Annotated in this window: 20 protein-coding genes; 12 read left to right on the forward strand and 8 right to left on the reverse strand. The window is 60.4% G+C overall.

Features of this window, described 5'->3' with window-relative positions; genetic code table 11:
* Positions 1–14 precede the first annotated feature (14 nt).
* From IHQ43_RS07405 to IHQ43_RS07415, 3 genes are read left to right on the forward strand one after another with little or no spacing between them, the layout of a single operon-like run.
* On the forward strand, positions 15–767 hold the full coding sequence (locus IHQ43_RS07405) for a 5-oxoprolinase subunit PxpA (protein WP_192563899.1): 753 nt from the start codon (positions 15–17) through the stop codon (positions 765–767).
* Positions 764–1,468 carry a 5-oxoprolinase subunit B family protein gene (locus IHQ43_RS07410; RefSeq protein WP_192563900.1) on the forward strand — a complete coding sequence of 235 codons (705 nt, stop codon included), beginning with the start codon at positions 764–766 and terminating at the stop codon, positions 1,466–1,468. The genes IHQ43_RS07405 and IHQ43_RS07410 overlap by 4 nt, the downstream gene beginning before the upstream one ends.
* Entirely contained in the window at positions 1,465–2,382 is a 918-nt protein-coding gene (locus IHQ43_RS07415; protein ID WP_192563901.1) for a 5-oxoprolinase subunit C family protein, read from the forward strand. The genes IHQ43_RS07410 and IHQ43_RS07415 overlap by 4 nt, the downstream gene beginning before the upstream one ends.
* Before the next feature lie 135 nt (positions 2,383–2,517).
* Here IHQ43_RS07415 and IHQ43_RS07420 read toward each other — a convergent pair whose 3' ends face one another.
* The 3 genes from IHQ43_RS07420 to IHQ43_RS07430 all read right to left on the reverse strand — a co-directional run bounded on the left by IHQ43_RS07420 (position 2,518) and on the right by IHQ43_RS07430 (position 5,807).
* Complete coding sequence (locus IHQ43_RS07420) at positions 2,518–3,696, reverse strand: vWA domain-containing protein (RefSeq protein ID WP_007956512.1); 1,179 nt, start codon at positions 3,694–3,696, stop codon at positions 2,518–2,520.
* A 12-nt stretch (positions 3,697–3,708) separates the two neighbouring features.
* Positions 3,709–4,554, reverse strand: coding sequence for an AAA family ATPase (locus tag IHQ43_RS07425; RefSeq protein WP_007911294.1), 846 nt, complete (start codon positions 4,552–4,554; stop codon positions 3,709–3,711).
* A 176-nt stretch (positions 4,555–4,730) separates the two neighbouring features.
* Complete coding sequence (locus IHQ43_RS07430) at positions 4,731–5,807, reverse strand: DUF748 domain-containing protein (protein ID WP_192563902.1); 1,077 nt, start codon at positions 5,805–5,807, stop codon at positions 4,731–4,733.
* A gap of 128 nt (positions 5,808–5,935) precedes the next feature.
* Here IHQ43_RS07430 and cysK point away from each other — a divergent pair, with 128 nt between their 5' ends.
* Both cysK and IHQ43_RS07440 read left to right on the forward strand, forming a co-directional pair.
* Positions 5,936–6,910 carry a cysteine synthase A gene (gene cysK, locus IHQ43_RS07435; RefSeq protein ID WP_192563903.1) on the forward strand — a complete coding sequence of 325 codons (975 nt, stop codon included), beginning with the start codon at positions 5,936–5,938 and terminating at the stop codon, positions 6,908–6,910.
* A gap of 187 nt (positions 6,911–7,097) precedes the next feature.
* Positions 7,098–8,036, forward strand: a complete 939-nt coding sequence (locus IHQ43_RS07440; RefSeq protein WP_192563904.1) for an aspartyl/asparaginyl beta-hydroxylase domain-containing protein — start codon at positions 7,098–7,100, stop codon at positions 8,034–8,036.
* Between the two features lie 272 nt (positions 8,037–8,308).
* On the opposite strand, the gene IHQ43_RS07445 is transcribed toward IHQ43_RS07440, so the two are convergent.
* A complete protein-coding gene (locus IHQ43_RS07445; RefSeq protein ID WP_192563905.1) occupies positions 8,309–8,842 on the reverse strand; it encodes a hypothetical protein in 534 nt (177 codons plus the stop codon).
* Positions 8,843–9,292: 450 nt separating this feature from the next.
* On the opposite strand from IHQ43_RS07445, the gene IHQ43_RS07450 reads away from it, so the two are divergent.
* Positions 9,293–10,156 (forward strand): DMT family transporter, encoded by an 864-nt coding sequence (locus IHQ43_RS07450; RefSeq protein ID WP_192563906.1) that lies wholly within the window; start codon positions 9,293–9,295, stop codon positions 10,154–10,156.
* A 56-nt stretch (positions 10,157–10,212) separates the two neighbouring features.
* On the opposite strand, the gene IHQ43_RS07455 is transcribed toward IHQ43_RS07450, so the two are convergent.
* Positions 10,213–11,121: a DMT family transporter gene (locus IHQ43_RS07455; RefSeq protein ID WP_192563907.1), complete on the reverse strand. Its 909-nt coding sequence runs from the start codon at positions 11,119–11,121 to the stop codon at positions 10,213–10,215.
* Between the two features lie 84 nt (positions 11,122–11,205).
* Positions 11,206–12,831 (reverse strand): methyl-accepting chemotaxis protein, encoded by a 1,626-nt coding sequence (locus IHQ43_RS07460; protein ID WP_192563908.1) that lies wholly within the window; start codon positions 12,829–12,831, stop codon positions 11,206–11,208.
* A gap of 407 nt (positions 12,832–13,238) precedes the next feature.
* On the opposite strand from IHQ43_RS07460, the gene aceK reads away from it, so the two are divergent.
* The 5 genes from aceK (at position 13,239) to IHQ43_RS07485 (ending at position 21,427) form a co-directional block, all read left to right on the forward strand.
* Positions 13,239–14,960 carry a bifunctional isocitrate dehydrogenase kinase/phosphatase gene (gene aceK / locus IHQ43_RS07465; RefSeq protein WP_192563909.1) on the forward strand — a complete coding sequence of 574 codons (1,722 nt, stop codon included), beginning with the start codon at positions 13,239–13,241 and terminating at the stop codon, positions 14,958–14,960.
* A gap of 135 nt (positions 14,961–15,095) precedes the next feature.
* Positions 15,096–19,007, forward strand: a complete 3,912-nt coding sequence (hrpA, locus tag IHQ43_RS07470) for an ATP-dependent RNA helicase HrpA (protein ID WP_192563910.1) — start codon at positions 15,096–15,098, stop codon at positions 19,005–19,007.
* 321 nt (positions 19,008–19,328) lie between these two features.
* Positions 19,329–20,450, forward strand: coding sequence for a beta-ketoacyl-ACP synthase III (locus IHQ43_RS07475; protein ID WP_115076920.1), 1,122 nt, complete (start codon positions 19,329–19,331; stop codon positions 20,448–20,450).
* 135 nt (positions 20,451–20,585) lie between these two features.
* Positions 20,586–21,197 carry an RNA polymerase sigma factor gene (locus tag IHQ43_RS07480; RefSeq protein WP_192563911.1) on the forward strand — a complete coding sequence of 204 codons (612 nt, stop codon included), beginning with the start codon at positions 20,586–20,588 and terminating at the stop codon, positions 21,195–21,197.
* The gene (locus IHQ43_RS07485; RefSeq protein WP_064383173.1) at positions 21,191–21,427 is read left to right on the forward strand and encodes an anti-sigma factor family protein; all 237 of its coding nucleotides are present in this window, start codon (positions 21,191–21,193) and stop codon (positions 21,425–21,427) included. The genes IHQ43_RS07480 and IHQ43_RS07485 overlap by 7 nt, the downstream gene beginning before the upstream one ends.
* Positions 21,428–21,580: 153 nt before the next feature.
* Here IHQ43_RS07485 and IHQ43_RS07490 read toward each other — a convergent pair whose 3' ends face one another.
* Positions 21,581–22,903: a putative porin gene (locus IHQ43_RS07490; protein ID WP_039772596.1), complete on the reverse strand. Its 1,323-nt coding sequence runs from the start codon at positions 22,901–22,903 to the stop codon at positions 21,581–21,583.
* A gap of 281 nt (positions 22,904–23,184) precedes the next feature.
* Here IHQ43_RS07490 and IHQ43_RS07495 point away from each other — a divergent pair, with 281 nt between their 5' ends.
* Positions 23,185–24,309: a GNAT family N-acetyltransferase gene (locus IHQ43_RS07495; protein ID WP_192563912.1), complete on the forward strand. Its 1,125-nt coding sequence runs from the start codon at positions 23,185–23,187 to the stop codon at positions 24,307–24,309.
* 102 nt (positions 24,310–24,411) lie between these two features.
* On the opposite strand, the gene aqpZ is transcribed toward IHQ43_RS07495, so the two are convergent.
* Positions 24,412–25,107: an aquaporin Z gene (aqpZ, locus tag IHQ43_RS07500; protein ID WP_192563913.1), complete on the reverse strand. Its 696-nt coding sequence runs from the start codon at positions 25,105–25,107 to the stop codon at positions 24,412–24,414.
* Positions 25,108–25,309: the final 202 nt, after the last annotated feature.

A 25,309-nucleotide genomic window follows, 5' to 3' on the forward strand; every position in this document is an offset into this window, starting at 1 on the left:
CAGGAGTGTTCACCGTGAGCCGCCTGCTATTGAACTGTGACATCGGCGAGAGCTTCGGCAACTGGACCATGGGTCTGGACGCGGAAGTCATGCCCTTCATCGATTGCGCCAACATTGCCTGCGGCTTCCACGCTGGCGACCCGGGCATCATGCGCAAGACCGTCAGCCTGGCCCTGAGCCACGGCGTGCAGATCGGCGCGCATCCGGCCTATCAGGATCTGGTGGGTTTCGGCCGACGTTCCATGGCTTACACCGCCCAGGAACTGCAAGACATCCTGCATTACCAGATCGGCGCCCTCGACGGCATTTGCCGTGCCCAGGGTGGCAAAGTCAGTTACGTCAAACCCCACGGCGCGATGTACAACGACATGATGGCCAATCCGGCACAGCTGCGGGCAGTGATTCAGGCCGTCGCGGCGTACGACCGCAGCCTGCCGCTGATGTTGATGGCCACCCGCGACAACACGGCCGCGCAACAGCTCGGTGACGAATACGGCGTGACCCTGTGGTTCGAAGCCTTCGCCGACCGCGCCTACGACAGCGCTGGCCGACTGGTCTCGCGGCAACTGCCGGGCGCGGTGCATCACGACGCCGAAACCATCATCGGGCAAGCGCTGACCATCGCCCGCGGTGACAACCTCACTGCCAGTGATGGCAGCGCACTGCACCTGCAAGCCAACACCTTGTGCGTGCATGGCGACAACGCCAGTTCGGTTGCGGCCGTGCAGCGCATTCGTCAGGCCTTGAACGAGCAGAGCGCGCCATGAATCCGCGGGTGGAAGTGGTGGCGCTGGATTGCCTGATGCTGCGCCTGTTCGATGAAATCGCCGAAGCCAACATGCCGTGGATGCTCGCCGCCAGTGAGCGGTTGCGCGCGGTGTTCGGCGAGCATCTGATCGATCTGGTGCCGTCGTACACCACGTTGATGGTGCATTACGATCTGACGGCATTGAGTCCGAATCAGGCCCGGGAGTTGATCGCCGAAGCGCTGATCGACCTGTCGCCGAATGCGCGCACCGGTGGCCAGTGTCACGTGTTGCCGGTTTGGTACGACCTTAGCGTCGGACCGGAATTGAGCCTGCTGTCGCAACGCAGCGGTTTGGCGGTGGAAGAAGTGATCCGCCGCCACAGCGCTCGCGAGTATCAGGTGTTCGCGCTGGGATTCGCGCCGGGGTTTGCCTTCATGGGGCTGGTGGAAGAAGTCCTCGCAGCACCGCGTCTGAATACCCCACGCAAGAAAGTTGCCGCCGGCAGCGTCGGCATCGCCGAGCGGCAGACGGCCGCGTATCCGGTGGTGTCTCCCGGTGGCTGGAACCTGATCGGTCGCACACCGGCAAAACTTTTCGACCGTGAGCGCGACGGCTATAGCCTGATGCAGCCCGGCGACACCGTGCGTTTCGAAGCGGTGAGCCATGCCGAATTCATCCGTCTGGGCGGTGACGACACGCCTCTGGAGGCCCTGGCATGAGCCGACTGACGATTGAAGCAAGCACGCCGCTGTGCCTGTTGCAGGACGCCGGGCGGTTTGGCGTGCGCCATCTGGGCGTGACTCAGGGCGGCGCGGCGGACTGGCGGTCGATGGCCTGGGCCAACTGGCTGCTGGGTAATGGCCTGGGTGTGCCGGTGATCGAAATCACCCTCGGCGGGTTTACGGTGGTGGCTGAAGAAGATTGCTTGCTGGCATTGGCTGGCGCCGATCTTGGCGCGCAGATCGACGGCGAAGCGTTGGCACCGTGGCGCAGCTTCAAACTGGGCAAAGGGCAGACCTTGAAGTTTACCCAGCCTTTGCTGGGCGCGCGGGCCTATCTGGCGGCGCCCGGTGGTTTCAGTGCGCCGAAAGTGCTGGGCAGCAGTGCCACGGTGGTGCGTGAAGAACTCGGTGGTCTGGATGGTTTTGGTTTGCCATTGGCCAAGGGTACTTCGCTGAGTTATCAGGGCGAAACCCTGTTGGTGCGTGAGGTCCCGGCGGAGCATCGACCGGATCTGCACCTCGACGCGCCGCTGGATCTGGTGTTGGGCGCGCAGATCGGTCAGTTCAGCGGGCAGAGCCTGTTCGATGCATTCAACAGCGCCTGGACGCTGGACAGTCGTGCCGACCGCATGGGCATTCGCCTGTTGGGCACGGCGTTGCAATATCAGGGCAAGCCGATGATTTCCGAGGGCATTCCGCTGGGCGCGGTGCAGGTGCCGCCGGACGGGCAGCCGATCGTGTTGCTCAATGACCGGCAGACGATTGGCGGTTATCCGCGATTGGGAGCGTTGACGCCGTTGGCGCTGGCTCGACTGGCACAGTGTCTGCCGGGGGCGAAGGTCAGATTGCGCCCGGTGGTACAGGATGTGGCACACCGGGAGCACATCGAATATCTGAAGCGCTTTATTTAACGCTAAAAGCATTGTCGGAACGCCGCCCGGAGCAAGCCCGCTCCCACAGTGTTCGAGATGTACACGAAATTTATGTACACCACCGATACCTGTGGGAGCGGGCTTGCCCGCGATAGTGTCAGTACAGGCAGCCGATTATTTGGACAGAAACCGCATCCCTTCTTCCAGCCCGCGCAACGTCAGCGGATACATCTGATCCTCGATCAGATCCCGCACGATATTGGTCGACGAGGTGTAGCCCCACGTATCTTTCGGGTACGGATTGATCCAGATGAGCTTCTTGTATTTCTCCATGAAGCGCTGCATCCACACGTATCCCGGCTCTTCGTTCCAGTGCTCGACGCTGCCGCCGGCCTGGGTGATTTCATAGGGCGCCATCGCGGCGTCGCCGATGAAGATCACTTTGTAGTCGGCGCCGTACTTGTGCAGCAGGTCCTGGGTCGACGTGCGCTCGGAAGTGCGGCGCATGTTGTTTTTCCACACCGATTCATAAATGAAGTTGTGGAAGTAGAAGTACTCCAGATGCTTGAACTCGGTCTTGCAGGCCGAGAACAGTTCCTCGCAGATCTTCACGTGGGCGTCCATCGAACCGCCGATATCGAACAGCAGCAACAGCTTCACCGTGTTGCGCCGCTCCGGGCGCATCTGGATGTTCAGCAGGCCGGCGTCCTTGGCGGTGTGGTCGATGGTGCCGTCGATGTCCAGTTCTTCCGCCGCGCCCTGACGGGCGAATTTGCGCAGGCGGCGCAGGGCGACCTTGATGTTGCGGGTGCCCAGTTCCACGGAGTCGTCGAGGTTCTTGTACTCGCGTTGATCCCAGACTTTCACCGCTTTGCCCTGGCGCTTGCCAGCGTCGCCGACCCGGATGCCTTCCGGGTTGAAGCCGCCGGAGCCGAACGGACTGGTGCCGCCGGTGCCGATCCACTTGTTGCCGCCGGCGTGGCGTTCCTTCTGTTCTTCCAGGCGTTTCTTGAACTCTTCGATCAGCTTGTCCAGGCCGCCGAGGGACTGGATCTGCGCGCGTTCCTCGTCGGTCAGCGAGCGCTCGAATTCCTTGCGCAGCCAGTCTTCGGGAATCAGCGCCTGCAGGTGATCGTCGAGCTTTTCCAGGCCATTGAAGTAGGCGCCGAACGCACGGTCGAACTTGTCGAAATGCCGTTCGTCCTTCACCAGGATCGCCCGGGACAAGTAGTAAAACTCGTCCATGTCGGCGAAGGTCACGCGCTGTTTCAGCGCGTTGATCAGGTCGAGCAACTCGCGCACCGACACCGGCACCTTGGCTGCGCGCATTTCATTGAACAGGTTGAGCAACATGGCATCAGCCTCTTAGCGGGTGCCGCGACGGCTCATGAACGCCAGGCGCTCAAGCAGTTGCACGTCCTGTTCGTTCTTCACCAGCGCGCCGGCCAGCGGCGGAATGGCTTTGGTCGGATCGCGTTCGCGCAGCACGGCTTCGCCAATGTTGTCGGCCATCAGCAGTTTCAGCCAATCCACCAGCTCCGAGGTCGACGGCTTCTTCTTCAGGCCCGGTACCTTGCGCACGTCGAAGAACACGTCCAGCGCTTCGCTGACCAGGTCTTTCTTGATGTCCGGGTAATGAACGTCGACGATTTTCTGCAGGGTGGTGCGGTCGGGGAAGGCGATGTAGTGGAAGAAGCAGCGGCGCAGGAAGGCGTCCGGCAGCTCTTTCTCGTTGTTGGAGGTAATGATGATGATCGGACGCTTCTTGGCCTTGATGGTCTCGTCGATCTCGTAAACGTAGAACTCCATCTTGTCGAGTTCTTGCAGCAGGTCGTTGGGGAACTCGATGTCGGCCTTGTCGATTTCGTCGATCAGCAGGATGACGCGTTCTTCGGACTCGAACGCCTCCCAGAGCTTGCCTTTCTTCAGGTAGTTACGCACGTCGTGGACTTTTTCATTGCCCAGTTGCGAGTCGCGCAGACGGCTGACCGCATCGTACTCGTACAGGCCCTGATGGGCCTTGGTGGTGGACTTGATGTGCCAGGTGATCAGCTTGGCGCCGAACGATTCGGCCAGTTGCTCGGCGAGCATGGTCTTGCCGGTGCCCGGTTCGCCCTTGACCAGCAGCGGCCGCTCCAGGGTGATGGCGGCGTTGACCGCCAGCTTCAGGTCATCGGTGGCGACGTAGGCCTGGGTGCCTTCGAACTTCATCTGCTAATCCTCGAACGGTAACGCCGACCTGAACGGGCAGGGCGGGGGCGAAATAATCGGATGCCCGACTATAACGCGCGGCCCGGTCGACTGTGAACGCAGACGGCTTATTCAGTCTCTGAATGGGGCGTCACATGTTGACTCGGTTTCGGCGGAGAGCGAGTTGAGCAAGTGCGCTAACCCGCATCCGGCTTCGGCCGTTCATACCGGGCATTGAATGCCTGGATGAACCCGTTGCGCAAAATCTGCAAAAACGCTTCGAACGCGCTGATATCTTGCTGGTGAACGCTGCCGCTGAGTTCTACTTTGGTTGCGAACTGGTTTTTGGCCTGGTTTTTCAGCACGGTTTCAGTGCCGCCGACCAGCGCCTCCCAGACCGAGCGGAAGATGCTTTTGTTCTTGTTTTCCACGTCCTGTTGCCAATTGAACACTTCAACATCCCGCAGCAATGGCTTGATGTAGCCCGTCAGTTGGGCCTTTTTGGCCTGTGCTTCTATGACTACGTCACCGTGGCCGGCATTGAAGTCGAATTTGCCGTAGGCCGAGGCGAAGTCGTTCATGCGCTTGAGTTCGAGGTCGCGGGCGCGCAGGCGAAATTCGAAATCCTCGAAATTACTCAACGGATCAAATGTGGCGGAGGTTTCCAGTGGCGCCTGACCGAGCAGCAGGGCCTTGCCTTCGAAGCGGGCATCGCGCTTGCCCTTGGTGTCGACTACGTTGGTCAGGTTGTAAATGCTGGCTTCGACGTTGGTGGCGTTCATGTTCACCGGAGGCTTGGAGTTGAAGTTGCGGAAGCTGATGCGGCCATCGTTGATCTGCACTTCGTCGAGGGTGATCGGCAGCAATTTGCCCAGTTGGGCGCGCCAGTCGGTGCCTTTACCGGTCTGGGAGTTCTGCTTGTTGGCACCGCCATCGACGAAGTTGACTTCAGGTTTGAAGAACTTCACCTGTGCCACCACCGCATGGTCGTACCACAGCGAATGCCAGCTCACCGACAGGTCGATCAACGGTGCGTTGACGAACGGCACCGGCACCTTGCCGTCGGCCTTGACGATCTTCAGGCCGTTGATCTTGTACGCGCCACGCCACAGCGCCAGGTCGACATCGGTGATTTGTCCGCGGTACTCGCCCATGTTGGCCAGTTTGTCATTCAGATAGTCGCGTACGAGGTAGGGCAGGGCGATGTGCAGGGCGACAAGCAACACAACGACGGTGGCGAGAGTCCACAACGGCCAGCGGTAGCGACGCTTCATGGCGGTAATTCCCGAACGGTGTAATGCGGTTGACTGCCGGAGGTAGCAGACGTTCGACCCGACTGGACTGACAAGGGCAACAGGCTTACCTTGGAGAGCTGAATTCAACGCTGCACAAGGACCCAGCCATGAGCCGTATTTTTGCTGACAACGCCCACTCCATCGGCAACACGCCGCTGGTGCAGATCAATCGCATCGCGCCCCGTGGCGTGACCATTCTGGCCAAGATCGAAGGTCGCAATCCGGGCTACTCGGTCAAGTGCCGGATTGGCGCCAACATGATCTGGGACGCCGAAAGCAGCGGCAAACTCAAGCCGGGCATGACCATCGTCGAGCCGACCTCCGGCAACACCGGCATCGGCCTGGCCTTCGTGGCGGCCGCTCGCGGTTACAAATTGCTGCTGACCATGCCTGCCTCGATGAGCATCGAGCGGCGCAAGGTACTCAAGGCGCTGGGCGCCGAGCTGGTGCTGACCGAGCCGGCCAAGGGCATGAAAGGCGCGATCGAAAAGGCCGCCGAGATTGTCGCCAGCGATGCAGGCAAATATTTCATGCCGGCCCAGTTCGATAACCCGGCCAACCCGGCCATCCATGAAAAAACCACCGGCCCGGAAATCTGGAACGACACCGATGGCGCCATCGACGTGCTGGTGGCGGGTGTCGGCACCGGCGGAACCATCACCGGTGTCTCGCGGTATATCAAGAATACGGCGGGCAAACCGATTCTGTCGGTGGCGGTGGAACCGGTGACTTCGCCGGTGATTACCCAGGCGCTGGCAGGTCAGGAAATCAAGCCGAGCCCGCACAAGATTCAGGGCATCGGTGCCGGTTTTGTGCCGAAGAACCTTGATCTGTCGATGGTTGACCGGGTCGAGCTGGTGACGGATGACGAGTCCAAGGCCATGGCCCTGCGCCTGATGCAGGAGGAGGGGATCCTGTGCGGTATTTCCTGTGGTGCGGCCATGTCGGTGGCGGTACGCCTGGCGGAAACCCCGGAAATGCAGGGCAAGACCATCGTGGTGGTGCTGCCCGACTCCGGTGAGCGTTATCTGTCGAGCATGCTGTTCAGCGATCTGTTCACCGATCAGGAGACCCAGCAGTAAGGGGCGCGTTGATTCAGGTCAGCCAGGGTTCAGGATCGTTATGTTAAGACGTGCTTTGTTGCGCAATTCTTAACAATGAATCTTGGCTCGGACGGGTTTTTCCCGAAGCCGGTAGTGTTTATCATGGCCGGCCGCCATCTCGGGCAAATGACATGGCGTGGCGTTGTCTTATTTCAAGGAGTTGTTGATGACCTTTTCGTTGGCCGCCAAGGTGTCGGTGTTGCTGTTGTTTGTGGGCAGCATCCTCTACGTGCATTTGCGCGGCAAGGCGCGTTTGCCGGTGCTGCGTCAGTTCGTCAACCACTCGGCGCTGTTCGCTCCGTATAACGCTCTGATGTACCTGTTCTCGGGTGTACCGTCCAAGCCGTATCTGGATCGCAGCAAGTTTCCGGAACTGGACGTGTTGCGTGACAACTGGGAAACCATTCGCGACGAAGCCATGCACCTGTTCGACGAGGGCTATATTCGCGCTGCAGAGAAGAACAATGACGCCGGTTTCGGCTCGTTCTTCAAGAAGGGCTGGAAGCGTTTCTACCTCAAGTGGTACGACAAACCGCTGCCATCGGCCGAGACCCTGTGCCCGAAAACCGTGGCGCTGGTCAGTGCCATCCCCAACGTCAAAGGCGCGATGTTCGCGTTGTTGCCGGGGGGCAGTCATTTGAACCCGCACCGTGATCCGTTCGCTGGTTCCCTGCGTTATCACCTCGGCCTTTCGACGCCGAACTCCGACGATTGCCGGATCTTCGTCGACGGTCAGGTCTATGCCTGGCGTGATGGTGAAGACGTGATGTTCGACGAGACCTACGTGCATTGGGTCAAGAACGAAACTGAAAAGACTCGCGTCATTCTGTTCTGTGACGTTGAGCGTCCGCTGAGCAACCGCTTCATGACTCGCATCAACCGCTCTATCAGCGCCTGGCTCGGCCGTGCCACCGCTCCGCAGAACCTCGACGACGAGCGCGTCGGCGGGATCAACCAGGCTTACGCCTGGAGCAAGAACTTCAGCGACAGGTTCAGCGGCGTGGTCAAACAGTGGAAGCGCCGCAATCCGAAGGCCTACCGTGTGTTGCGGCCGGTGCTGGCAGTGGTGGTGTTGACGTTGCTGGGGTATTGGCTGTTTGGTTGAGGCTGGATGCAGAAACAAAAAACCGCTCCTTGTGAGCGGTTTTTTTATGCGGGGAAGGTAAAGGATGCGCCGGCGAGAACACCTCCCGGCTCTTCCGCTGCTGGATTAGCCAATGCCTCTCTAACTCGGAGTAACTCCTTTTCAGATAATTCTCCAGCTGAGCGCTTTCCTTTGGCCCTGGTCAATTTGGCGCCTGGCGCTTTGTTCTCAGCGACAGCTTTCATGGCGTCTCCGGCGTTGATCATTTAATGAACAGTGACCCGATACTAGACTTAGTCAATGGGCTTCACAAGACGACCTTCCGAGTCGAACTCAAACCCCAGTTGCCGATAAAGCGGTATTACTCCGGGAACAGGCTCCTGAATTTCGATTTGCTTGCTGCCTACGATTCGCGCGAAGTGCGTCACGGCGGTCAAGGCAAATGTTGCGATTCGGCTCTTGAGCGGGTGATCGTTTCCCGGCTTTCCTTCCAGGCGCACGATTTTTACTCTCAATCGGCTCTGGTTCGGGTTCGCAAAGCAGAGTCCGCATAGCTCATGATCAAACCAGATTGCTAAATCGAATCCCAGTGGTTCTCTGGCCTTCCACCTGACAACTTCCTGCCAGGAGAAATAAGGGTCCAGCCATTGTTCATAGGCATTCAGTGCCAAAGCGTCGATAGCTTCGAAACGAACTCTGGAGTGGTCGACATCTACGATCCCTTTTTGCTCCATGTCTTCCTGCAGCTTTGCGAAAGTGATGCCCGCGTACTTCCTGGCTTGCGATTTGTACAACTGATACCGCAGATGATTCCGTTCCCTTGGCATATGATCCCGCGCATTCCATGTCCCCCATCAATGGTCGTTGCAATTGCAAACGAGCCTATGCGCCTGCCTCCTGCCTGTCGCTACTGGCCCTTTGTCCAAGTCATTGCAATCCATGTCTCGCGCTGGTTATAGTCGGCGCTCGTGAGTCCCACGACTCACCTTTCAACCCTTCAAAAAAGATCAGCCCAGATGCCTGCATCCCTCATCAACGCGGTAGTCGATTCAGCGGTCAACGCTGGCGTCGTGCCGTGCGGGAACCAGCAGCCTGTGCAGATCAGCCATTACCCCCCACCTGTCAGTAGCACGCCGGTGTGCGCAGTCGTATCACCGCCGGGCGTTGGTGTTTCGGGCTGATCGGCGTTTTCTGCTGACCCCTGTGCCCGCCTGAAAAAACCTACTGAATTTCAGCTTCGGCTGAGTTGGCTATGTGCCTGACTACAGGTGGTATTCATGTTTGTCCTTTCGAAAAAGTCCGCGCTCGCGGCGGCGTCCACGAGCCTGTTCGTCCTGCTGTGGAGCAGCGGGGCGATCTTCTCCAAATGGGGACTGGCCCACGCGTCGCCCTTTGCCTTCCTGTTGATCCGTTTTGTGATTGCCCTGTGCGGGCTGGTGCTGCTGGTGCCGTTGCTCAAGTTGAAACTGCCCAAGGGCGGCAAGCCGATGCTGTATGCGATGGCCACCGGGGTGGTGCTGTTGGGGGCTTATCAGATCTTCTATCTGCTGGCGCTGGAATTAAAGGTCACCCCCGGCGTGATGGCGACCATCATGGGCGTGCAACCGATCCTCACGGTGGTGATCATGGAGCGGCAGCGCTCGGCGAGCCGGATCCTCGGTCTGGCGTTGGGTTTGGCCGGTCTGATCATGGTGGTTTACCAAGGCATCGGTCTGGCCGGGATGTCACTGGCGGGGATGCTGTTCGGGCTGCTGGCGCTGGCGAGCATGACGTTTGGCTCGATCATGCAAAAGCGCATCACCGACAATCCCCTCGGCACGCTGCCGGTGCAGTATCTGGCTGGTCTGCTGCTGTGCGGGATCTTCGTGCCGTTCCAGCCGTTCCACTTCGAGCACAGCACCGGTTTCATCGTGCCGGTGTTGTGGATGGGATTGGTGGTTTCCGTGCTGGCAACGTTGCTGCTGTACCGACTGATCGCCCGGGGCAATCTGGTGAATGTCACCAGCCTGTTCTATCTGGTGCCGGCCGTGACGGCGGTGATGGACTATCTGATCTTCGGCAATCGTCTGGCGGCGTTGAGCGTGCTGGGGATGCTGTTGATCATCGTCGGTCTGGTGTTCGTGTTCCGTAAATCGGCGTAACCGCCGCGCATGAAAAAGGCCCGGGAGGAAACTCCCGGGCCTTTGTGCATCTGTAATCAGCGAGTGGCGATTTCTGCCGGCTTCACTGTCGCCGGTTTCAACACCAGCCACAGCGCAATCGCGATCAACACCCCGCCATACACGTGCGCCATCGACAGCGGCTCATCGAGAAACAGCGCCCCCCACAACACGCCGAACGGCGGAATCATGAAGGTCACGGTCATCGACTTCACCGGCCCGATGGAGCTCAGCAGGCGGAAGTAAATGATGTAGGCAAACGCGGTGCAGCCCAGACCCAGGCCTAGCAGCGACAGCCAGACATTCCAGCCTCCCCAGCTTACGGGCGGTTGAGTGATGACGCTGTAACCGAACAGCGGCAACAGAAACAGGGTCGCCCCGAGCATGCTGCCCAGCGCCGACAGACGGCTGTCGAGCCCGCCGGCCTGATCCAGCCAGCGTCGGGCGAGGAACCCGGCGAAGCCATAGCAGGTAGTTGCGAGCAGGCAGGCAACCGCGCCCATCAGCAGGTGCAGATCGAACGCGACCGGGCCGGCGCGGGTCAGCACGCCCACCCCGAGCAGGCCAAGGAACACCCCGGCGAGTTTGGCCAGCGTCAGTTTTTCACTGAAGAACAACCCGCCGATCAACACGCCCATCAACGGCGTGGTGGCATTGAAGATTGCGGAATAACCGGCCGGCAGCACTTGGGCCGCGACCGAATACAGCGTTGCCGGTACGCCGGAGTTGATCACGCCCAGCATCATCACGGTCTTGAGCTTGCCTTTGAAATCCCAGCTGATGCGCATCAGCCCCAGGATCACCAGCAAACCGACGGCGGCAATCGAAACGCGGAAGAATCCGGTCGGAACCGTACCGATCGCGGGAGCGATGATGCGCATGAACAGGAAGCTCGCGCCCCAGATGGCGGCCAGCGACAGCATGCGGAAAATATCGACGGGGCTCACGGGCCACTCCTTCCTTGATCGGGACGAGAGTGTTGCCGAGGGCCCCGGCGATGGCAACCGCTAATCGGGCATTTAATTGTCTGATCAGATCACGAAGCGCGTGACCAGAGCGTTCAGGTCGACGGCCAGTCGCGACAGTTCCTGACTGGCGGCAGACGTCTGGGTGGCACCGGCAGCAGTCTGGGTCGACAGATCACGGATGGTCACCAGGTTTTCATCGACTTCCCTGGCCACCAGCGCCTGTTGCTCGGCGGCGCTGGCGATCACCAGGTTGCGCTGGTTGATCTGCGAGATCGACGCGGTGATTTTCTCCAGCGCATGGCCGGCGCTGTTGGCCCGGCGCAGGGTGTGGCTGGCCTGCTCGGCGCTGGTTTGCAACGCGCCGACGGTGGCACTGGTACCTTGCTGAATGCTGCTGATCATCAGCTCGATTTCTTCAGTGGAGTTCTGCGTGCGCTGGGCCAGTGAGCGGACCTCGTCGGCAACCACTGCAAACCCCCGTCCGGCCTCGCCGGCTCGCGCGGCTTCAATCGCAGCGTTCAGGGCCAGCAGGTTGGTCTGCCCGGCGATGCCGCGAATCACTTCCAGAACCTTGCTGATGTCCTGGGCCTGAGTCGCAAGGCCCTCGGCCTGTTCGGAGGCACCCAGCACCGCGCTGACCAGTTCCTGAATCGAACTGATGGTCTCACTGACCTGCACATGCCCGTGCTTGCTGTCCTCGTTCGAGGCTTCGGAGGCTTCGGCGCTGGACACCGCATTGGCAGCGACTTCATCCACCGCCGTGCTCATTTCGGTAACCGCGGTGGCGGCCTGTTCGATCTGATCGTTCTGCTGTTGCAGGCCGCGGGTGCTCTGTTCCATCACCGAACTCATTTCCTCGGCGGCGGAGGCCAGTTGCCGGGCCGACTCGCTGATGCCGCGAATGGTCGAGCGCAGATTGCCCTGCATCTCCGACAAAGCGCTAAGCAACTGCGCCGCTTCGTCCCGGCCGTCGCTGTCGATGCGACCGCTGAGGTCTCCTGAAGCAATCCGACTTGCCACATTCAGCGCCTGATTGATCGGCGCGGTGATGCTGCGGGTCAGCAACCAGGCCAGCAACAATGTGGCGATCAAAGCGACGACGATGATCGTGGCGACGATCCACAGTGCCTGCTGGTACATCGCCGCCGCGGACTTGGCAGCGGCATCCGCGCCTTGCTGATTGAGGCTGATCATTTGCTCCAGGGTCTTGTCGAGCACCGTACCCTGGGGCGCCAGTTCACTGCCCAAGCGGGCGTAGGCTTGTTCGTTTTGTCCGGCATCAAGCTGTTTGATGATCTGGTCGAGGATGCTCAGGTACTTGGCGGTGTCGGCGCTCAGGCCTTCCAGCATCGCCCGCTCCTGGTCATTGGCGATCAGGGCTTTGTGATCGTCGAGACGCTTGAGCAATTCCTGGCGTTGTGCGGTGAGAAGGCCTTTGCTGCGTTCGCGAACGGCAGCCTGGGTGCTGGTGATCAGGCGCAGGGATTCGAGGCGGATGTTGGCGATGTTTGCCGCCGCGTCATGGATGCTTTCGATACTGGGCATCCACAACTCTTCGATCACCGCCGCGCTCTCGCGCAGGGTTTTCATCTGGCCCAGACCGAACAGGCCGACCACCACCAGCAGACTGGCCAGAACGGCAAAACACAAACTGGCGCGCAAACCGATGCGCAGATTCCGGATAGACATCAATGTGCTCCTTGGGCGTTTGGGGAGAGGTCGTCCTCGTGGTCCGAGGATCTTGTTGTGAGGCGGGTGATGGCGGGCTATATATCAAAGTGCCACTATCTTGGTAAGACCAGTCGCTGTATGGAATGGACAGGCATGAACAACTCGGGCAAAAGCGCAGGCTAGAGATGTCGCCGCTGAATTGGATCCGAAACCCACAGAAAACGCGGGCTGGCGCCCAGTGGTGGGGAGAACCGAAGTGGACGTTTATTGACCGAACGGTCGATTAAAAAAACTTTGATAAAAACTGTGTCGCTGTACAAGCCGCAAGAGGATTTGGCAGAAATTGCGCTTCTCCTGCGCCCGCTTCCGTGGCTAAGCTCAGGCCTTCGAGCACAGATTCTCCAATTCCCGCAGAGGTCTCATCTATGCCGCAGCAATGGCCAGCCACCGACATCGCCCGCCTGATCCTCGATGGCTTTGACGATTACCGCGAGCATTTCCGGCGGATCACCGACGGCGCCCGGGAGCGCTTCGAGCAGGCCCGCTGGCAGGACACGCAAACGGCGTCCGCGGCGCGGATCAACCTCTACGAAGAAAAGGTCGGTGAAACCGTCGCCCGCCTGCGCGAGTATTTCGAGCCGGACACCTTGATGGACGTCACCTGCTGGCCGCTGGTGAAAAGTGCCTACATCAGCATCATCGACCTGCGCTTCGACGATGAACTGTCCGAGACCTGGTACAACTCGATTTTCTGCGGCCTGTTCAGCCACGACCTGATCAGCGACGGCTGCATGTTCATCCACACCACGCGCCCGAGCCTGCGTCGGGCCCGCGCCGCGCAAACCCGCACCTATAAACCGCAAGGGCAGATATCGGGCATGCTCGCGAGCATCTTTGCCGATTACCGCTTCAGCGAGGCCTACGCCGATCTGCCGGGTGACTTGCATCGCCTGGAAGCGCAACTGCGCGAAAACCTGCCGGACTGGGTGTGCAAGGATCCGGAGTTGAGTGTCGAGCTGTTTTCCTCGGTGCTGTATCGCAACAAGGGCGCGTACCTGGTCGGACGCATCTACACCAACGACGATCAATGGCCGCTGGTGATTCCGCTGCTGCACCGTGAAGGGCGGGGAATTCAGATCGATGCGCTGATCACCGACGAAGCCGATGTGTCGATCATCTTCTCGTTCACCCGTTCGTATTTCATGGTGGATGTGCCGGTGCCGGCCGAGTTTATCGGCTTCCTCAAGCGCATCCTGCCGGGCAAGCACATCGCCGAGCTGTACACCTCGATCGGTTTCTACAAACACGGTAAATCCGAGTTCTACCGCGCGCTGATCAATCACCTGGCCAACACCGACGACCAATTCATCATGGCGCCGGGTGTGCGGGGCATGGTCATGAGCGTGTTCACGCTGCCGGGTTTCAACACCGTGTTCAAGATCATCAAGGACCGTTTCTCGCCATCGAAGAACGTCGACCGCGCCACGGTGATCGAGAAGTACCGATTGGTGAAAAGCGTCGACCGCGTCGGGCGCATGGCCGATACCCAGGAATTCGCCGACTTCCGTTTTCCCCTGAGCAAATTCGAGCCGGCGTGTCTGGCGGAACTGCTGGAAGTCGCGCCGTCCACGGTGTCGCTGGAAGGCGAAACCGTGCTGATCCGCCACTGCTGGACCGAACGCCGGATGACGCCGCTCAACCTGTACCTCGACAACGCCAACGAAGCCCAGGTACGCGAAGCACTGGAGGATTACGGGCTGGCGATCAAGCAACTGGCGGCAGCCAACATCTTCCCCGGCGACATGCTGCTGAAGAACTTCGGCGTCACTCGCCATGGCCGGGTGGTGTTCTACGACTACGACGAGATCTGCTTCCTCACCGAAGCCAACTTCCGCCACATCCCGGCACCGCGAACCCCGGAGGACGAAATGGCCTCCGAGCCGTGGTATTCGATCGGGCCGCTGGATGTTTTCCCCGAGGAGTTTCCGCCGTTCCTGTTTGCTGACTCGGCGCAGCGCAAACTCTTCGATCAATTGCATGGCGAGCTGTACAACGCTGATTACTGGAAGGGGTTGCAGGAGGCGATTCGGGCGGGGAAAGTCATTGACGTCTTCCCGTATCGGCGAAAGGGCCTGGATAACGAATAAAGCAGCCGCGAGCCGCAAGCTACAAGCCTCAAGTCAAAGACCGCATTCAACTTGCGGCTTGTAGCTTGCCGCTTGTAGCTGCTTTTCTGCGACAATCGCGTCCTTGCGCCACTAGACGACCGAATTGCGTACCCGATGACCGACGAATCGCCCTCCATCGACAAACTGCTGAAAACCCTCGATCACGCCATGCTCGCCGACCGCCACCGGCTGCGGCGGCAGTTGCTTGAGCTGCGCAAGAAACCCGACGAGGCCAAGCTGGCCCAGTGGGTGGCGCGGATGCAGGCGTCCTGCGATCAGGTGCTGGCGCGCAAGGCCAGCCTGCCGGTGATCCGTTACGACGACAGCCTGCCGATCGCGGCCAAGCGTGACGAAATCAAGAAGGCCCTGGAAAAGCACCAGGTGCTGATCATCGCCGGCGAAACCGGATCGGGCAAAACCACCCAGTTACCGAAAATCTGTCTGGAAATCGGTCGCGGCCAGCATGGCCTGATCGGCCACACCCAGCCGCGTCGGATCGCGGCGCGCAGCGTGGCCAGCCGGGTTGCCGAAGAACTCGGCACGCCGCTGGGCGCGCTGGTCGGCTATCAGGTGCGCTTTGAAGACCAAAGCGATTCGAACACCCTGATCAAACTGATGACCGACGGCATCCTGCTGGCGGAAACCCAGAACGATCGCTACCTCGAACGTTACGACACGATCATCGTCGACGAAGCCCACGAACGCAGCCTCAACATCGACTTCCTGCTCGGTTACCTGAAAACCCTGCTGCCGCGTCGCCCGGACCTGAAGGTCATCATCACTTCGGCGACCATTGATCTGGAGCGCTTCTCCAAACATTTCGATGATGCGCCGATTGTCGAAGTGTCCGGCCGCACCTTCCCGGTGGAAACCTGGTATCGCCCGCTGACGCTTGAGCAGGATGAAGAGGGCAACCGCGTCGAAGACGACCTGACGGTGGATCAGGCAATTCTCGCCACCCTCGACGAAATCGCCGCCTATGAGCGCAGCGAGCGCCGCAGTCCCGGTGATGTGCTGGTGTTCCTGCCGGGCGAGCGCGAGATTCGCGACGCCGCCGACATGCTGCGCAAGGCCCAGCTCAAACACACTGAAATCCTGCCGTTATACGCGCGCCTGTCGCCGGCCGAACAGCAGCGGATCTTCCAGTCCCATCCGGGCCGTCGTGTGGTGCTGGCGACCAACGTCGCCGAAACCTCGTTGACCGTGCCGGGCATCCGTTACGTGATCGACAGCGGCACCGCGCGCATCAGCCGCTACAGCTACCGCGCCAAGGTGCAGCGGCTGCCGATCGAGGCGATTTCCCAGGCCAGTGCCAACCAGCGTAAAGGTCGCTGCGGCCGGGTTGAGCCGGGTATCTGCGTGCGCTTGTACGCCGAAGAGGATTTCCTCGGTCGCCCGGAATTCACCGATCCGGAAATCCTGCGCACCAACCTCGCGGCGGTTATTTTGCAGATGCTCCATCTGCGCCTCGGCGAGATCACCGATTTCCCGTTTATCGAGCCGCCGGATGGCAAGGCGATCAGCGACGGTTTCAACCTGCTGCAAGAATTGTCGGCGGTGGATCGCAACAGCCAGCTCACCCCGCTCGGCCGCCAGTTGGCGCGCCTGCCGGTGGACCCGCGTATGGGCCGCATGCTGCTGGAAGCGGCAAAACTCGGCAGCTTGCAGGAAGTGCTGATCGTCGCCAGCGCCATGTCGATTCAGGATCCGCGCGAGCGTCCGCCGGAGCGTCAGCAAGCCGCTGACCAGGCTCACGCCCAGTGGAAGGACACCGACTCCGACTTCGCCGGGCTGGTCAATCTGTGGCGCGGTTTTGAAGAGCAGCGCCAAGCGCTGACCGCCAGTCCGCTGCGCAACTGGTGCCGCAAGAATTTCCTGAATTACCTGCGCCTGCGTGAGTGGCGCGACTCCCATCGGCAGTTGAGCCTGATCTGCCGCGATTTGCAGCTGAGCCTGAACAAAGAGCCAGCGGATTATCCGAAACTGCACAAAGCGGTGCTGGTCGGCCTCCTCAGCCAGATCGGTCAGAAAACCGAGGATGGCGACTATCTCGGCGCCCGTCAGCGGCGGTTCTGGATTCACCCGTCGTCGGGTATCGGCAAGAAACGCCCGCAGTGGGTGATGACCGCCGAACTGGTGGAAACCACCAAGCTCTATGCGCGGATGGTGGCGAAGATCGACGCCGACTGGATCGAGCCGCTGGCCGGGCATCTGATCAAGAAGAACCACTTCGAACCGCACTGGGAGAAGAAGCGCGGCCAGGTTGTGGCGTTCGAACAGATCACCCTGTTCGGCCTGATCGTGGTCGGTCGCCGACCGGTGCATTACGGGCCGGTGGATCCGGTGGTTTCGCGGGAGCTGTTTATCCGCGAAGGCCTGGTGCGTGGCGAGATCCAATCCCGAGCCAAATGCCTGACCGCTAATAAACAGTTGCTGGAACAACTGGACGAGCTGGAAGCCAAGGCCCGTCGTCGGGACATTCTGGCCGACGAGGAAACCCTTTACGCGTTCTACGATGCGCGACTGCCGGCGGAGATCCACCAGACCGCGACGTTCGACAGCTGGTACCGCGTCAACAGCCAGAAAGACCCGCAGCTGCTGATCATGCGCGAGGAAGACGTGCTGGCTCGCGAAGCCAGCGAGGTCACGGCCCAGCATTATCCGGACACGCTGCACATCGGCGATCTGGAACTGGCGCTGAGTTATCACTTCGAACCGAATCACCCGCGCGACGGCGTGACCCTGCGTGTACCGGCGCCGCTGTTGCCGATGCTGCCGCCGGAGCGCCTGGAATGGCTGGTGCCGGGGCTGATCGAGGCCAAGTGTATTGCGCTGGTGCGCAACCTGCCCAAGGCGTTGCGCAAGAACTTCGTGCCGGTGCCGGACTTCATCAAGGCCGCGCTGCAACGTATGACCTTTGCCGAAGGTTCGTTGCCGCAAGCGCTGGGCCGCGAACTGCTGCGCATGACCGGTGCGCGGGTCAGTGATGAGGCCTGGGCCGAAGCGGCGCAGCAAGTCGAAAGTCACCTGCGGATGAACCTGGAAATCGTCGACGGTCAGGGCAAGTTCCTCGGCGAAGGACGGGATCTGGCGGAACTGACCGCACGTTTCGCCGAAGCCAGCCAGGCTGCGTTGGCCGTCCCGCAGAGTGCGAAAAGCCAGCAGCCGGTGGAGGCCAAGGTCTTCGCGCCGGTGGCGGAAAAGACGCAGCAGAAGATCGCCGGGCTGTCGATGACGGTCTATCCGGCGCTGGTGGAAGAGGGCGGCACGGTCAAGGAAGGTCGCTTCTCGACACCGGCCGAAGCCGAGTTCCAGCACCGCCGCGCCTTGCAACGCCTGCTGATGCAGCAACTGGCCGAACCGGCGAAGTTTCTGCGCGGCAAGTTGCCGGGCCTGACCGAACTGGGGTTGCTGTATCGCGAACTGGGTCGGGTCGATGCGCTGGTCGAAGACATTCTGCTGGCCAGCCTCGACAGCTGCATTCTTGATGGCGAAGATCCGTTGCCTCGCGACGGCGCAGGGCTGGCGGCACTGGCCGAGCGCAAGCGTGGCAGCTGGACCGAGCATGCGGAGCGCGTGGCGCGTCTGACCCTGGAAATCCTCAAGCTCTGGCACGGTCTGCAAAAGCGCTTCAAGGGCAAGATCGATCTGGCTCAGGCGGTGGCATTGAACGACATCAAACAGCAGCTTAGCCATCTGGTGTATCCGGGCTTCGTCCGGGAAACGCCGATGCTCTGGCTCAAGGAATTGCCGCGCTATCTGAAAGCGGTCGAGCAGCGTTTCGAGAAGCTGGGCGCGCAAGTGCAGAAGGATCGGGTCTGGAGCGGCGAACTCGCCGGGCTCTGGACGCAATACCAGACCCGCGCCGCCAAACATGCGCAGGAAGGCAAACGCGATCCGCAGCTCGAGCTATATCGCTGGTGGCTGGAGGAGTATCGGGTTTCGCTGTTCGCCCAGCAGTTGGGGACGAAAGTGCCGATCTCCGACAAACGGCTGAACAAGCAGTGGAGTCAGGTCGAACAGTGACACTGATCGTTCCCACGCTCTGCGTGGGAATGCCTCCGGGGACGCTCCGCGTCCAGTGACGCGGAGCGTCACGGGCTGCATTCCCACGCAGGAGCGTGGGAACGATCATTGCGCGTCGATCTTGAGAAAGACGCCAAATGGCCACGGTTATGGCAAACTTCGCCACCATAAATGCCGCTTTCGCGTCCCAGAGCCTTTGCCGGGCCGCGCAGCGGAATAAAGCGATGCCAGGTTTTTGCGTCCCTTATACGGGAATGGACCCTTTGCGTGTTGGCACGTCGGTGCCAGCACTTTCTGCCTGAACAGATTAGAGAAACGACCATGCATAACGTCGTCATCAGCGGCACCGGCCTGTACACCCCGGCCAACAGCATCTCCAACGAAGAGCTGGTGCAGTCTTTCAATACCTACGTCGCCCAGTTCAACGCGGACAACGCCGAAGCCATCGCCAGCGGCGAAGTCCAGGCCCTGACCGAGTCCAGCGCCGCGTTCATTGAAAAAGCCTCCGGCATCAAGAGCCGCTTTGTCATGGACAAGGATGGCATCCTCGACCCTGCGCGCATGGCGCCACGCCTGCCGGAGCGTTCCAACGACGAATGGTCGGTGCTCTGCCAGATGGCCATCGGCGCCGCCGAACAGGCCCTGCAGCGTGCCGGCAAGACTGCCGCCGACATCGATGGCGTGATCGTCGCCTGCTCCAACCTGCAGCGCGCCTATCCGGCCATCGCCATCGAAGTCCAGGAAGCGCTGGGCATCCAGGGTTTCGGTTTCGACATGAACGTTGCCTGCTCGTCGGCGACCTTCGGCATCCAGCAAGCCGCCAACACGGTGCAACTGGGTCAGGCCCGGGCGATCCTGATGGTCAACCCGGAAGTCTGCACCGGCCACCTGAATTTCCGTGACCGCGACAGCCACTTCATCTTCGGTGACGCCGCTACTGCTGTCGTCATCGAGCGTGCCGATACGGCGACGTCGAAGCACCAGTTCGACGTGGTCAGCACCAAACTGCTGACCAAGTTCTCCAACAACATCCGTAACAACTTCGGCTTCCTCAACCGCGCAGCGGAAGAGGGCATCGGCGCCCGCGACAAACTGTTCGTGCAGGAAGGCCGCAAGGTGTTCAAGGACGTCTGCCCAATGGTGGCCGAACTGATCGGCGAGCACCTGGAAGAGAACAAACTGAACGTCGGCGACGTGAAACGCTTCTGGCTGCACCAGGCCAACCTGAGCATGAACCACCTGATCGTGCGCAAGCTGCTGGGTCGCGAAGCTACCGAAGAAGAAGCCCCGGTGATTCTCGACACCTACGCCAACACCAGTTCCGCAGGTTCCGTGATCGCGTTCCACAAATATCAGGACGATCTGGCGGCCGGTTCGCTGGCGGTTCTGAGCTCGTTCGGTGCCGGTTATTCGATTGGTAGCGTGATTCTGCGTAAACGCTAAGAGCAGCTTCATTTCCTCTTAATCGCGCTGACGTTTCCTACATCCGAATCGGCGCGAGCGCTGTAGTTTTCGAAAGTGGCGGCAGGCGAAGTCCTGCCGCTATCATTTTCGAAGTCAGGAACAGGGGATTGCTGGATGGCCGTTGACGACACCCGATTGCTCGAACGTCTGCTCGCCGGTGAGCAAAAGGCTTTCAAGGAACTGGTCAGTACCTATCAAAGCCCCATGCGCGCGGTGGCCTACGCGATTGTCGGCCAGCGCCATGTCGAAGAAGTGGTACAGGATGCCTGGCTGTCTGTGGTGCGCCATATCGGCAGCTTCGAAGGCCGCTCCAGCCTCAAGACCTGGCTGCTGACCATCACCGCCAACTCGGCCAAGAGCCGCTACAAACTCAATCGTCGCGAAGTGTTGCTGGATGATCTGCCGTCACCCCACGGCACCATCGACGATGATCGTTTTTCTCCCGGCGACGGCCACTGGCTGGTCGCACCGTTCGCCTGGCACCAGGACACGCCCGAAGCGTTGCTGACGGAAGGCGAGCTGCGTGAATGCCTCGAGCACACGCTGTCGAGCCTGTCGGAACTGCAAGGCAGCGTGTTGTTGCTGCGCGAGCGTCAGGGCCTGGAGCTGGAGGAGATCTGTAATCTTCTGGAGATCTCGCTCTCCAATGTCCGCGTGCTGCTGCATCGGGCACGCTTGAAGGTCTTTGCGACCGTGGAGCATTTTGAGGAGACCGGCGAATGTTGACCTGCAAGGAGCAAGTGGCACGATCCAGCGATTATCTCGATGGCCAGTTGAGCTTTCGCGAGAAATTGATGGTGCGTCATCACTTGATGTTCTGCCGCAATTGCCGGCGTTTCATTCGGCAGATGCGTTTGATGCAGGCGACATTGCGGGCGATGCCGCAAAAGCCTGAAGAGGGTGTGGACGCTCTGGCCGAGCAGCTGGCAGAGCTGAGGCGCAAGGATCGATCCTGAAAAACACAGACTGGCGCGGCCGCAGCGAACGGATGATGGGGATCGCTGCGGCCGCGCCAGTCTGTTGTACAAAAACAGCTTCAAGTTTCGAGCCTCAAGCTGCAAGTGAGGCATTCACTTGCAGCTTGAAACCTGCCACTTGTCACTGTTCTTTTAGAACTTCGCTTCCGCGTCCAGCTGCAGTGTGTTGGTGTCTGCATCACGCTGGGTACGGCTGGAGAAGTCGGCCTTGGTCAGGAAGTAAGTCGCACCGATGGCGAAGTTCTTGTCGATGTCGTAACCGACCTTGAACTTGTGGCCACGGGAACCGGTGGTGCCGTTGGCGAAGTCCGAATCGGTGAAGGCGCCGACCACAGCGTTGCGCTGCACGTCACGATAGTTGTAGTCGAGGTTCAGGCCGAAGACTTTCGACTTGGCACCCACCAGCCAGGCGGTGTCCTGATCGGTCACAGCATCGTTGTTCTTCACGTACTGACCGTAGAACGACAGCGGCATTGGCAGGCCGCCGATGTCGACCTGGCTGAAGCCTTCGTACAGACGGAATTCGTTGTCAGCCGAGTTGCCGTTGACGGCCAGGGCGCACGGCGTGGAGGTACCGGTGCAACGGCTGTCTTCGTCGTTCTGGTAGGCGTAGACGCTGCCGCCCAGGGTGAGTTTCAGGTTGTCGGTGATAGCGAAGCGGCTGCCCAACTGGCCAGCGGTCAGGCGCAGGTCGTGACGGAATTGCACGCCGTCGCCGTCGACGTTGTCCTTGAGGTTGTAGTTACCCAGGCTGCCGAACAGTTCGACGCTGCTGCCCAATGGATACTTGTAGGTAACGGCCAGACCTTCCGGGTTGATGTCGCTGTCCCAGATCACGTCGCCCATGCTCACCCACGGTTGCAGCATCTTGCCGCCGATGATGTGCAGATTCTTGATTTGATCCGGGTGGTAGTCGATGTAGCCCAGGTCGAGCCAGATCTGCTTCTTGTCGAAGTAGTTGTCCTGGTCCTGGTTGGTCGAACGGGCGTCGTCGCCGCCGCCGGTGGCGATACGGATGCCGGTGTCGACTTGCGGGTTGATCTCGGTGTAGGCACCCAGACGGGCACGGATACGCTGGCGATCCTTGTCGCGGCCGCCGTTGTTCGGTTCGCCGTCGATTTTGATGGTTTCCTGACGGATACGTACGTCGCCCTTGAACTGGGTCTTGGCGGCCCAGGCCAGTTTCTGGTCGAAGCTGCTGAGTTCGTTGGTTTTCTTCGCGGTCGCCGCGATTTGCTCGTTGGTCTCTTGCTGCGCCTGCTGCGCGATTTGCTGAGCCTTCTGATCCTTGGCCAGTTCAGTTTGCAGTTCTACGTACTGCGCCTGGGAAATCGAACCGTTAGCCTTGAGCATGTCGAGCAGTTTGGCGTCGACTGCGGCACTGGCCGGTACACTCATGGCCAGCAACAGGCCACCGCACAGGGCCGCCGCAGTTTTCGTGGAAGCAAGACGCATAGCAATCTCCGAAGATGAAAGGGGATGGCTGAACCATCCTGGGCACAACCGACGTTTTGATGGTCGGAAAACAGTGTCCGGGTAGAACCCGGCGCTCTAAAAACAGGCGCCAGTATCGCGATGGTTTATGACAGAGCAGTGGCACGATGATGGCAGGTTGATGACGATACAAAACTGCCGTGAACTATTGATCTAGAGCGCTGTCGTGCAATCGGGCGTGGGCAACGCCCGGCCGATCAGCGATACTCGCGGTGCGTTCACGCCCGAAAGTGGAGAGGAAAATGCCGCTGCAACGCCTGCATAAACTGTCGGAAATTCCAGCGTCCGACTGGGATGTTCTGGTTCCGCAAAACCAGCCGTTTCTGCGCCATGCCTTTCTTTCTTCGCTGGAGGACAGCGGCAGCGTCGGCCCTCACACGGGCTGGCAAGCGGAGCATTTGCTGCACGTTGAAGCGGGACGTGTAATCGCGGCGTTGCCCGGTTATCGCAAGTGGCATTCCTACGGCGAATACGTGTTCGATCACGGCTGGGCCGATGCCTGCGCCCGGGCCGGCATCGATTACTACCCCAAATTCCTCAGCGCCGTGCCGTTCAGCCCGGTGAGCGGCCCACGGTTGTTGGCGGCAAACGTCGAAGACGGATTCGAACTGCTCAAGAGCCTGCCGGGGTATCTGGAGATCGAAGAGCTCTCCAGCGCCCATATCAACTTCACCGACGCGTTCACCGATGCCGCCATGGCTGAACAGCCGGGCTGGCTGCAACGCATCGGCTGTCAGTACCACTGGCAGAATCGCGGCTACCGCGACTTTCAGGACTTCCTCGACGTGCTCAGCTCGCGCAAGCGCAAGCAGATGCGCAAGGAACGCGAGCAGGTGGCGGGGCAGGGCTTCGAGTTCCAATGGCTGGAAGGCCGGGAGCTGGACGAGGCGCAGTGGGATTTTGTCTACGCCTGTTACGCCAACACCTATGCGGTGCGCCGGCAGGCGCCGTACCTGACCCGGGAATTCTTCAGCCTGCTGGCCGAGCGCATGCCGGAATCGATCCGCGTGGTCCTGGCCCGGCAGGGCTCACGGCCGGTGGCGATGGCGTTCAGTCTGGTGGGCGGCGACAGCTTTTACGGACGCTACTGGGGATGCCTGGCCGAGTTCGACCGGCTGCACTTCGAGACCTGTTTCTATCAGGGCATGGACTATGCGATCGACAATGGATTTCAACGTTTCGATGCCGGTGCCCAAGGCGAGCACAAACTGATTCGCGGCTTCGAACCGGTGATCACCCATTCCTGGCATTACCTGCGCCATCCCGGTTTGAAAGCCGCGGTCAAAGACTTCCTGCACCAGGAGCGCGCCGGTGTACTGGCCTATGCCGAAGAAGCAAGAGCAGCCTTGCCCTATCGTCAGGCCTAGATTCCAATGTGGGAACGAGCTTGCTCGCGAAAGGTTGGTATCAGTCAATGTTTGCCGCATTGACACATCGCTTTTCGCGAGCAAGCTCGCTCCCACAGGAGATTAGTTGTCTTCCTTGCCCAGCCAGCGATAGAGCACGCCGCCAACCACCGCACCGAGCAGTGGCGCGACCCAGAACATCCACAACTGCGCGATAGCCCAGCCGCCGACCATCAGTGCCGGACCCGTGCTGCGGGCCGGGTTGACCGAGGTGTTGGTCACCGGGATCGAGATGAGGTGGATCAGCGTCAGGGCCAGACCGATGGCGATCGGTGCCAGTCCTGCCGGGGCGCGCTTGTCGGTGGCGCCGAGGATGATCACTACGAACATGGCAGTCATCACCAGCTCTGTGACGAAGCCCGCGGCCATCGAGTATTTGCCCGGTGAGTGTTCGCCATAGCCGTTTGAGGCAAGGCCTGCGGCGATGTCGAAACCTTCCTTGCCGCTGGCGATGTGGTAGAGCAGGGCCGCTGCCAGAATCCCGCCGATCACCTGGGCGATGATGTAGGCGGGCAGTTCCTTGGCCGGGAACCGACCGCCGACGAACAGGCCGACGGACACGGCCGGGTTGAGGTGGCATCCGCTGATGTGGCCGATGGCAAAGGCCATGGTCAGCACCGTCAGACCAAACGCCAGGGCCACCCCCAGCACGCCGATTCCCAAAGGTGAAGACGCGGCGATCACCGCACTGCCGCATCCGCCCAACACTAACCAGAACGTACCCAGCAACTCAGTGACTGAACGTTTGAACAGAGACATGAGAGAGTCCTTGATAGACGTGCTATCGAGACTGCATCGAGTGGTGCGTCCCTGCAGACTTACGACAGGTTCCGTTCCGGAGCCTTGGATCAGTACAGCAGGGATTTTGCGGATTTCCAGCAGGCGATAAAAAACCGCCAGAGCCCGTGGGTAAAGGGCTCTGGCGGTTTTTTTCTTCCTGTTGATCGTTCCCACGCGGAGC

Source organism: Pseudomonas gozinkensis (assembly GCF_014863585.1).
Taxonomy (GTDB): Bacteria; Pseudomonadota; Gammaproteobacteria; order Pseudomonadales; family Pseudomonadaceae; genus Aquipseudomonas; species Aquipseudomonas gozinkensis.

What these genes read in the sequence shown, in the direction of transcription:
- IHQ43_RS07440 (WP_192563904.1), top strand. Translation starts at nt 7,098, where the DNA reads ATGACCTTTTCGTTGGCCGCCAAGGTGTCGGTGTTGCTGTTGTTTGTG.
- hrpA (WP_192563910.1), top strand. Translation starts at nt 15,096, where the DNA reads ATGACCGACGAATCGCCCTCCATCGACAAACTGCTGAAAACCCTCGAT.
- IHQ43_RS07445 (WP_192563905.1), bottom strand. Translation starts at nt 8,842, where the DNA reads ATGCCAAGGGAACGGAATCATCTGCGGTATCAGTTGTACAAATCGCAA.
- IHQ43_RS07420 (WP_007956512.1), bottom strand. Translation starts at nt 3,696, where the DNA reads ATGTTGCTCAACCTGTTCAATGAAATGCGCGCAGCCAAGGTGCCGGTG.
- IHQ43_RS07430 (WP_192563902.1), bottom strand. Translation starts at nt 5,807, where the DNA reads ATGAAGCGTCGCTACCGCTGGCCGTTGTGGACTCTCGCCACCGTCGTT.
- IHQ43_RS07490 (WP_039772596.1), bottom strand. Translation starts at nt 22,903, where the DNA reads ATGCGTCTTGCTTCCACGAAAACTGCGGCGGCCCTGTGCGGTGGCCTG.
- IHQ43_RS07450 (WP_192563906.1), top strand. Translation starts at nt 9,293, where the DNA reads ATGTTTGTCCTTTCGAAAAAGTCCGCGCTCGCGGCGGCGTCCACGAGC.
- cysK (WP_192563903.1), top strand. Translation starts at nt 5,936, where the DNA reads ATGAGCCGTATTTTTGCTGACAACGCCCACTCCATCGGCAACACGCCG.
- IHQ43_RS07495 (WP_192563912.1), top strand. Translation starts at nt 23,185, where the DNA reads ATGCCGCTGCAACGCCTGCATAAACTGTCGGAAATTCCAGCGTCCGAC.
- IHQ43_RS07485 (WP_064383173.1), top strand. Translation starts at nt 21,191, where the DNA reads ATGTTGACCTGCAAGGAGCAAGTGGCACGATCCAGCGATTATCTCGAT.
- IHQ43_RS07410 (WP_192563900.1), top strand. Translation starts at nt 764, where the DNA reads ATGAATCCGCGGGTGGAAGTGGTGGCGCTGGATTGCCTGATGCTGCGC.
- IHQ43_RS07415 (WP_192563901.1), top strand. Translation starts at nt 1,465, where the DNA reads ATGAGCCGACTGACGATTGAAGCAAGCACGCCGCTGTGCCTGTTGCAG.
- IHQ43_RS07480 (WP_192563911.1), top strand. Translation starts at nt 20,586, where the DNA reads ATGGCCGTTGACGACACCCGATTGCTCGAACGTCTGCTCGCCGGTGAG.
- IHQ43_RS07460 (WP_192563908.1), bottom strand. Translation starts at nt 12,831, where the DNA reads ATGTCTATCCGGAATCTGCGCATCGGTTTGCGCGCCAGTTTGTGTTTT.
- IHQ43_RS07475 (WP_115076920.1), top strand. Translation starts at nt 19,329, where the DNA reads ATGCATAACGTCGTCATCAGCGGCACCGGCCTGTACACCCCGGCCAAC.
- aceK (WP_192563909.1), top strand. Translation starts at nt 13,239, where the DNA reads ATGCCGCAGCAATGGCCAGCCACCGACATCGCCCGCCTGATCCTCGAT.
- IHQ43_RS07425 (WP_007911294.1), bottom strand. Translation starts at nt 4,554, where the DNA reads ATGAAGTTCGAAGGCACCCAGGCCTACGTCGCCACCGATGACCTGAAG.
- aqpZ (WP_192563913.1), bottom strand. Translation starts at nt 25,107, where the DNA reads ATGTCTCTGTTCAAACGTTCAGTCACTGAGTTGCTGGGTACGTTCTGG.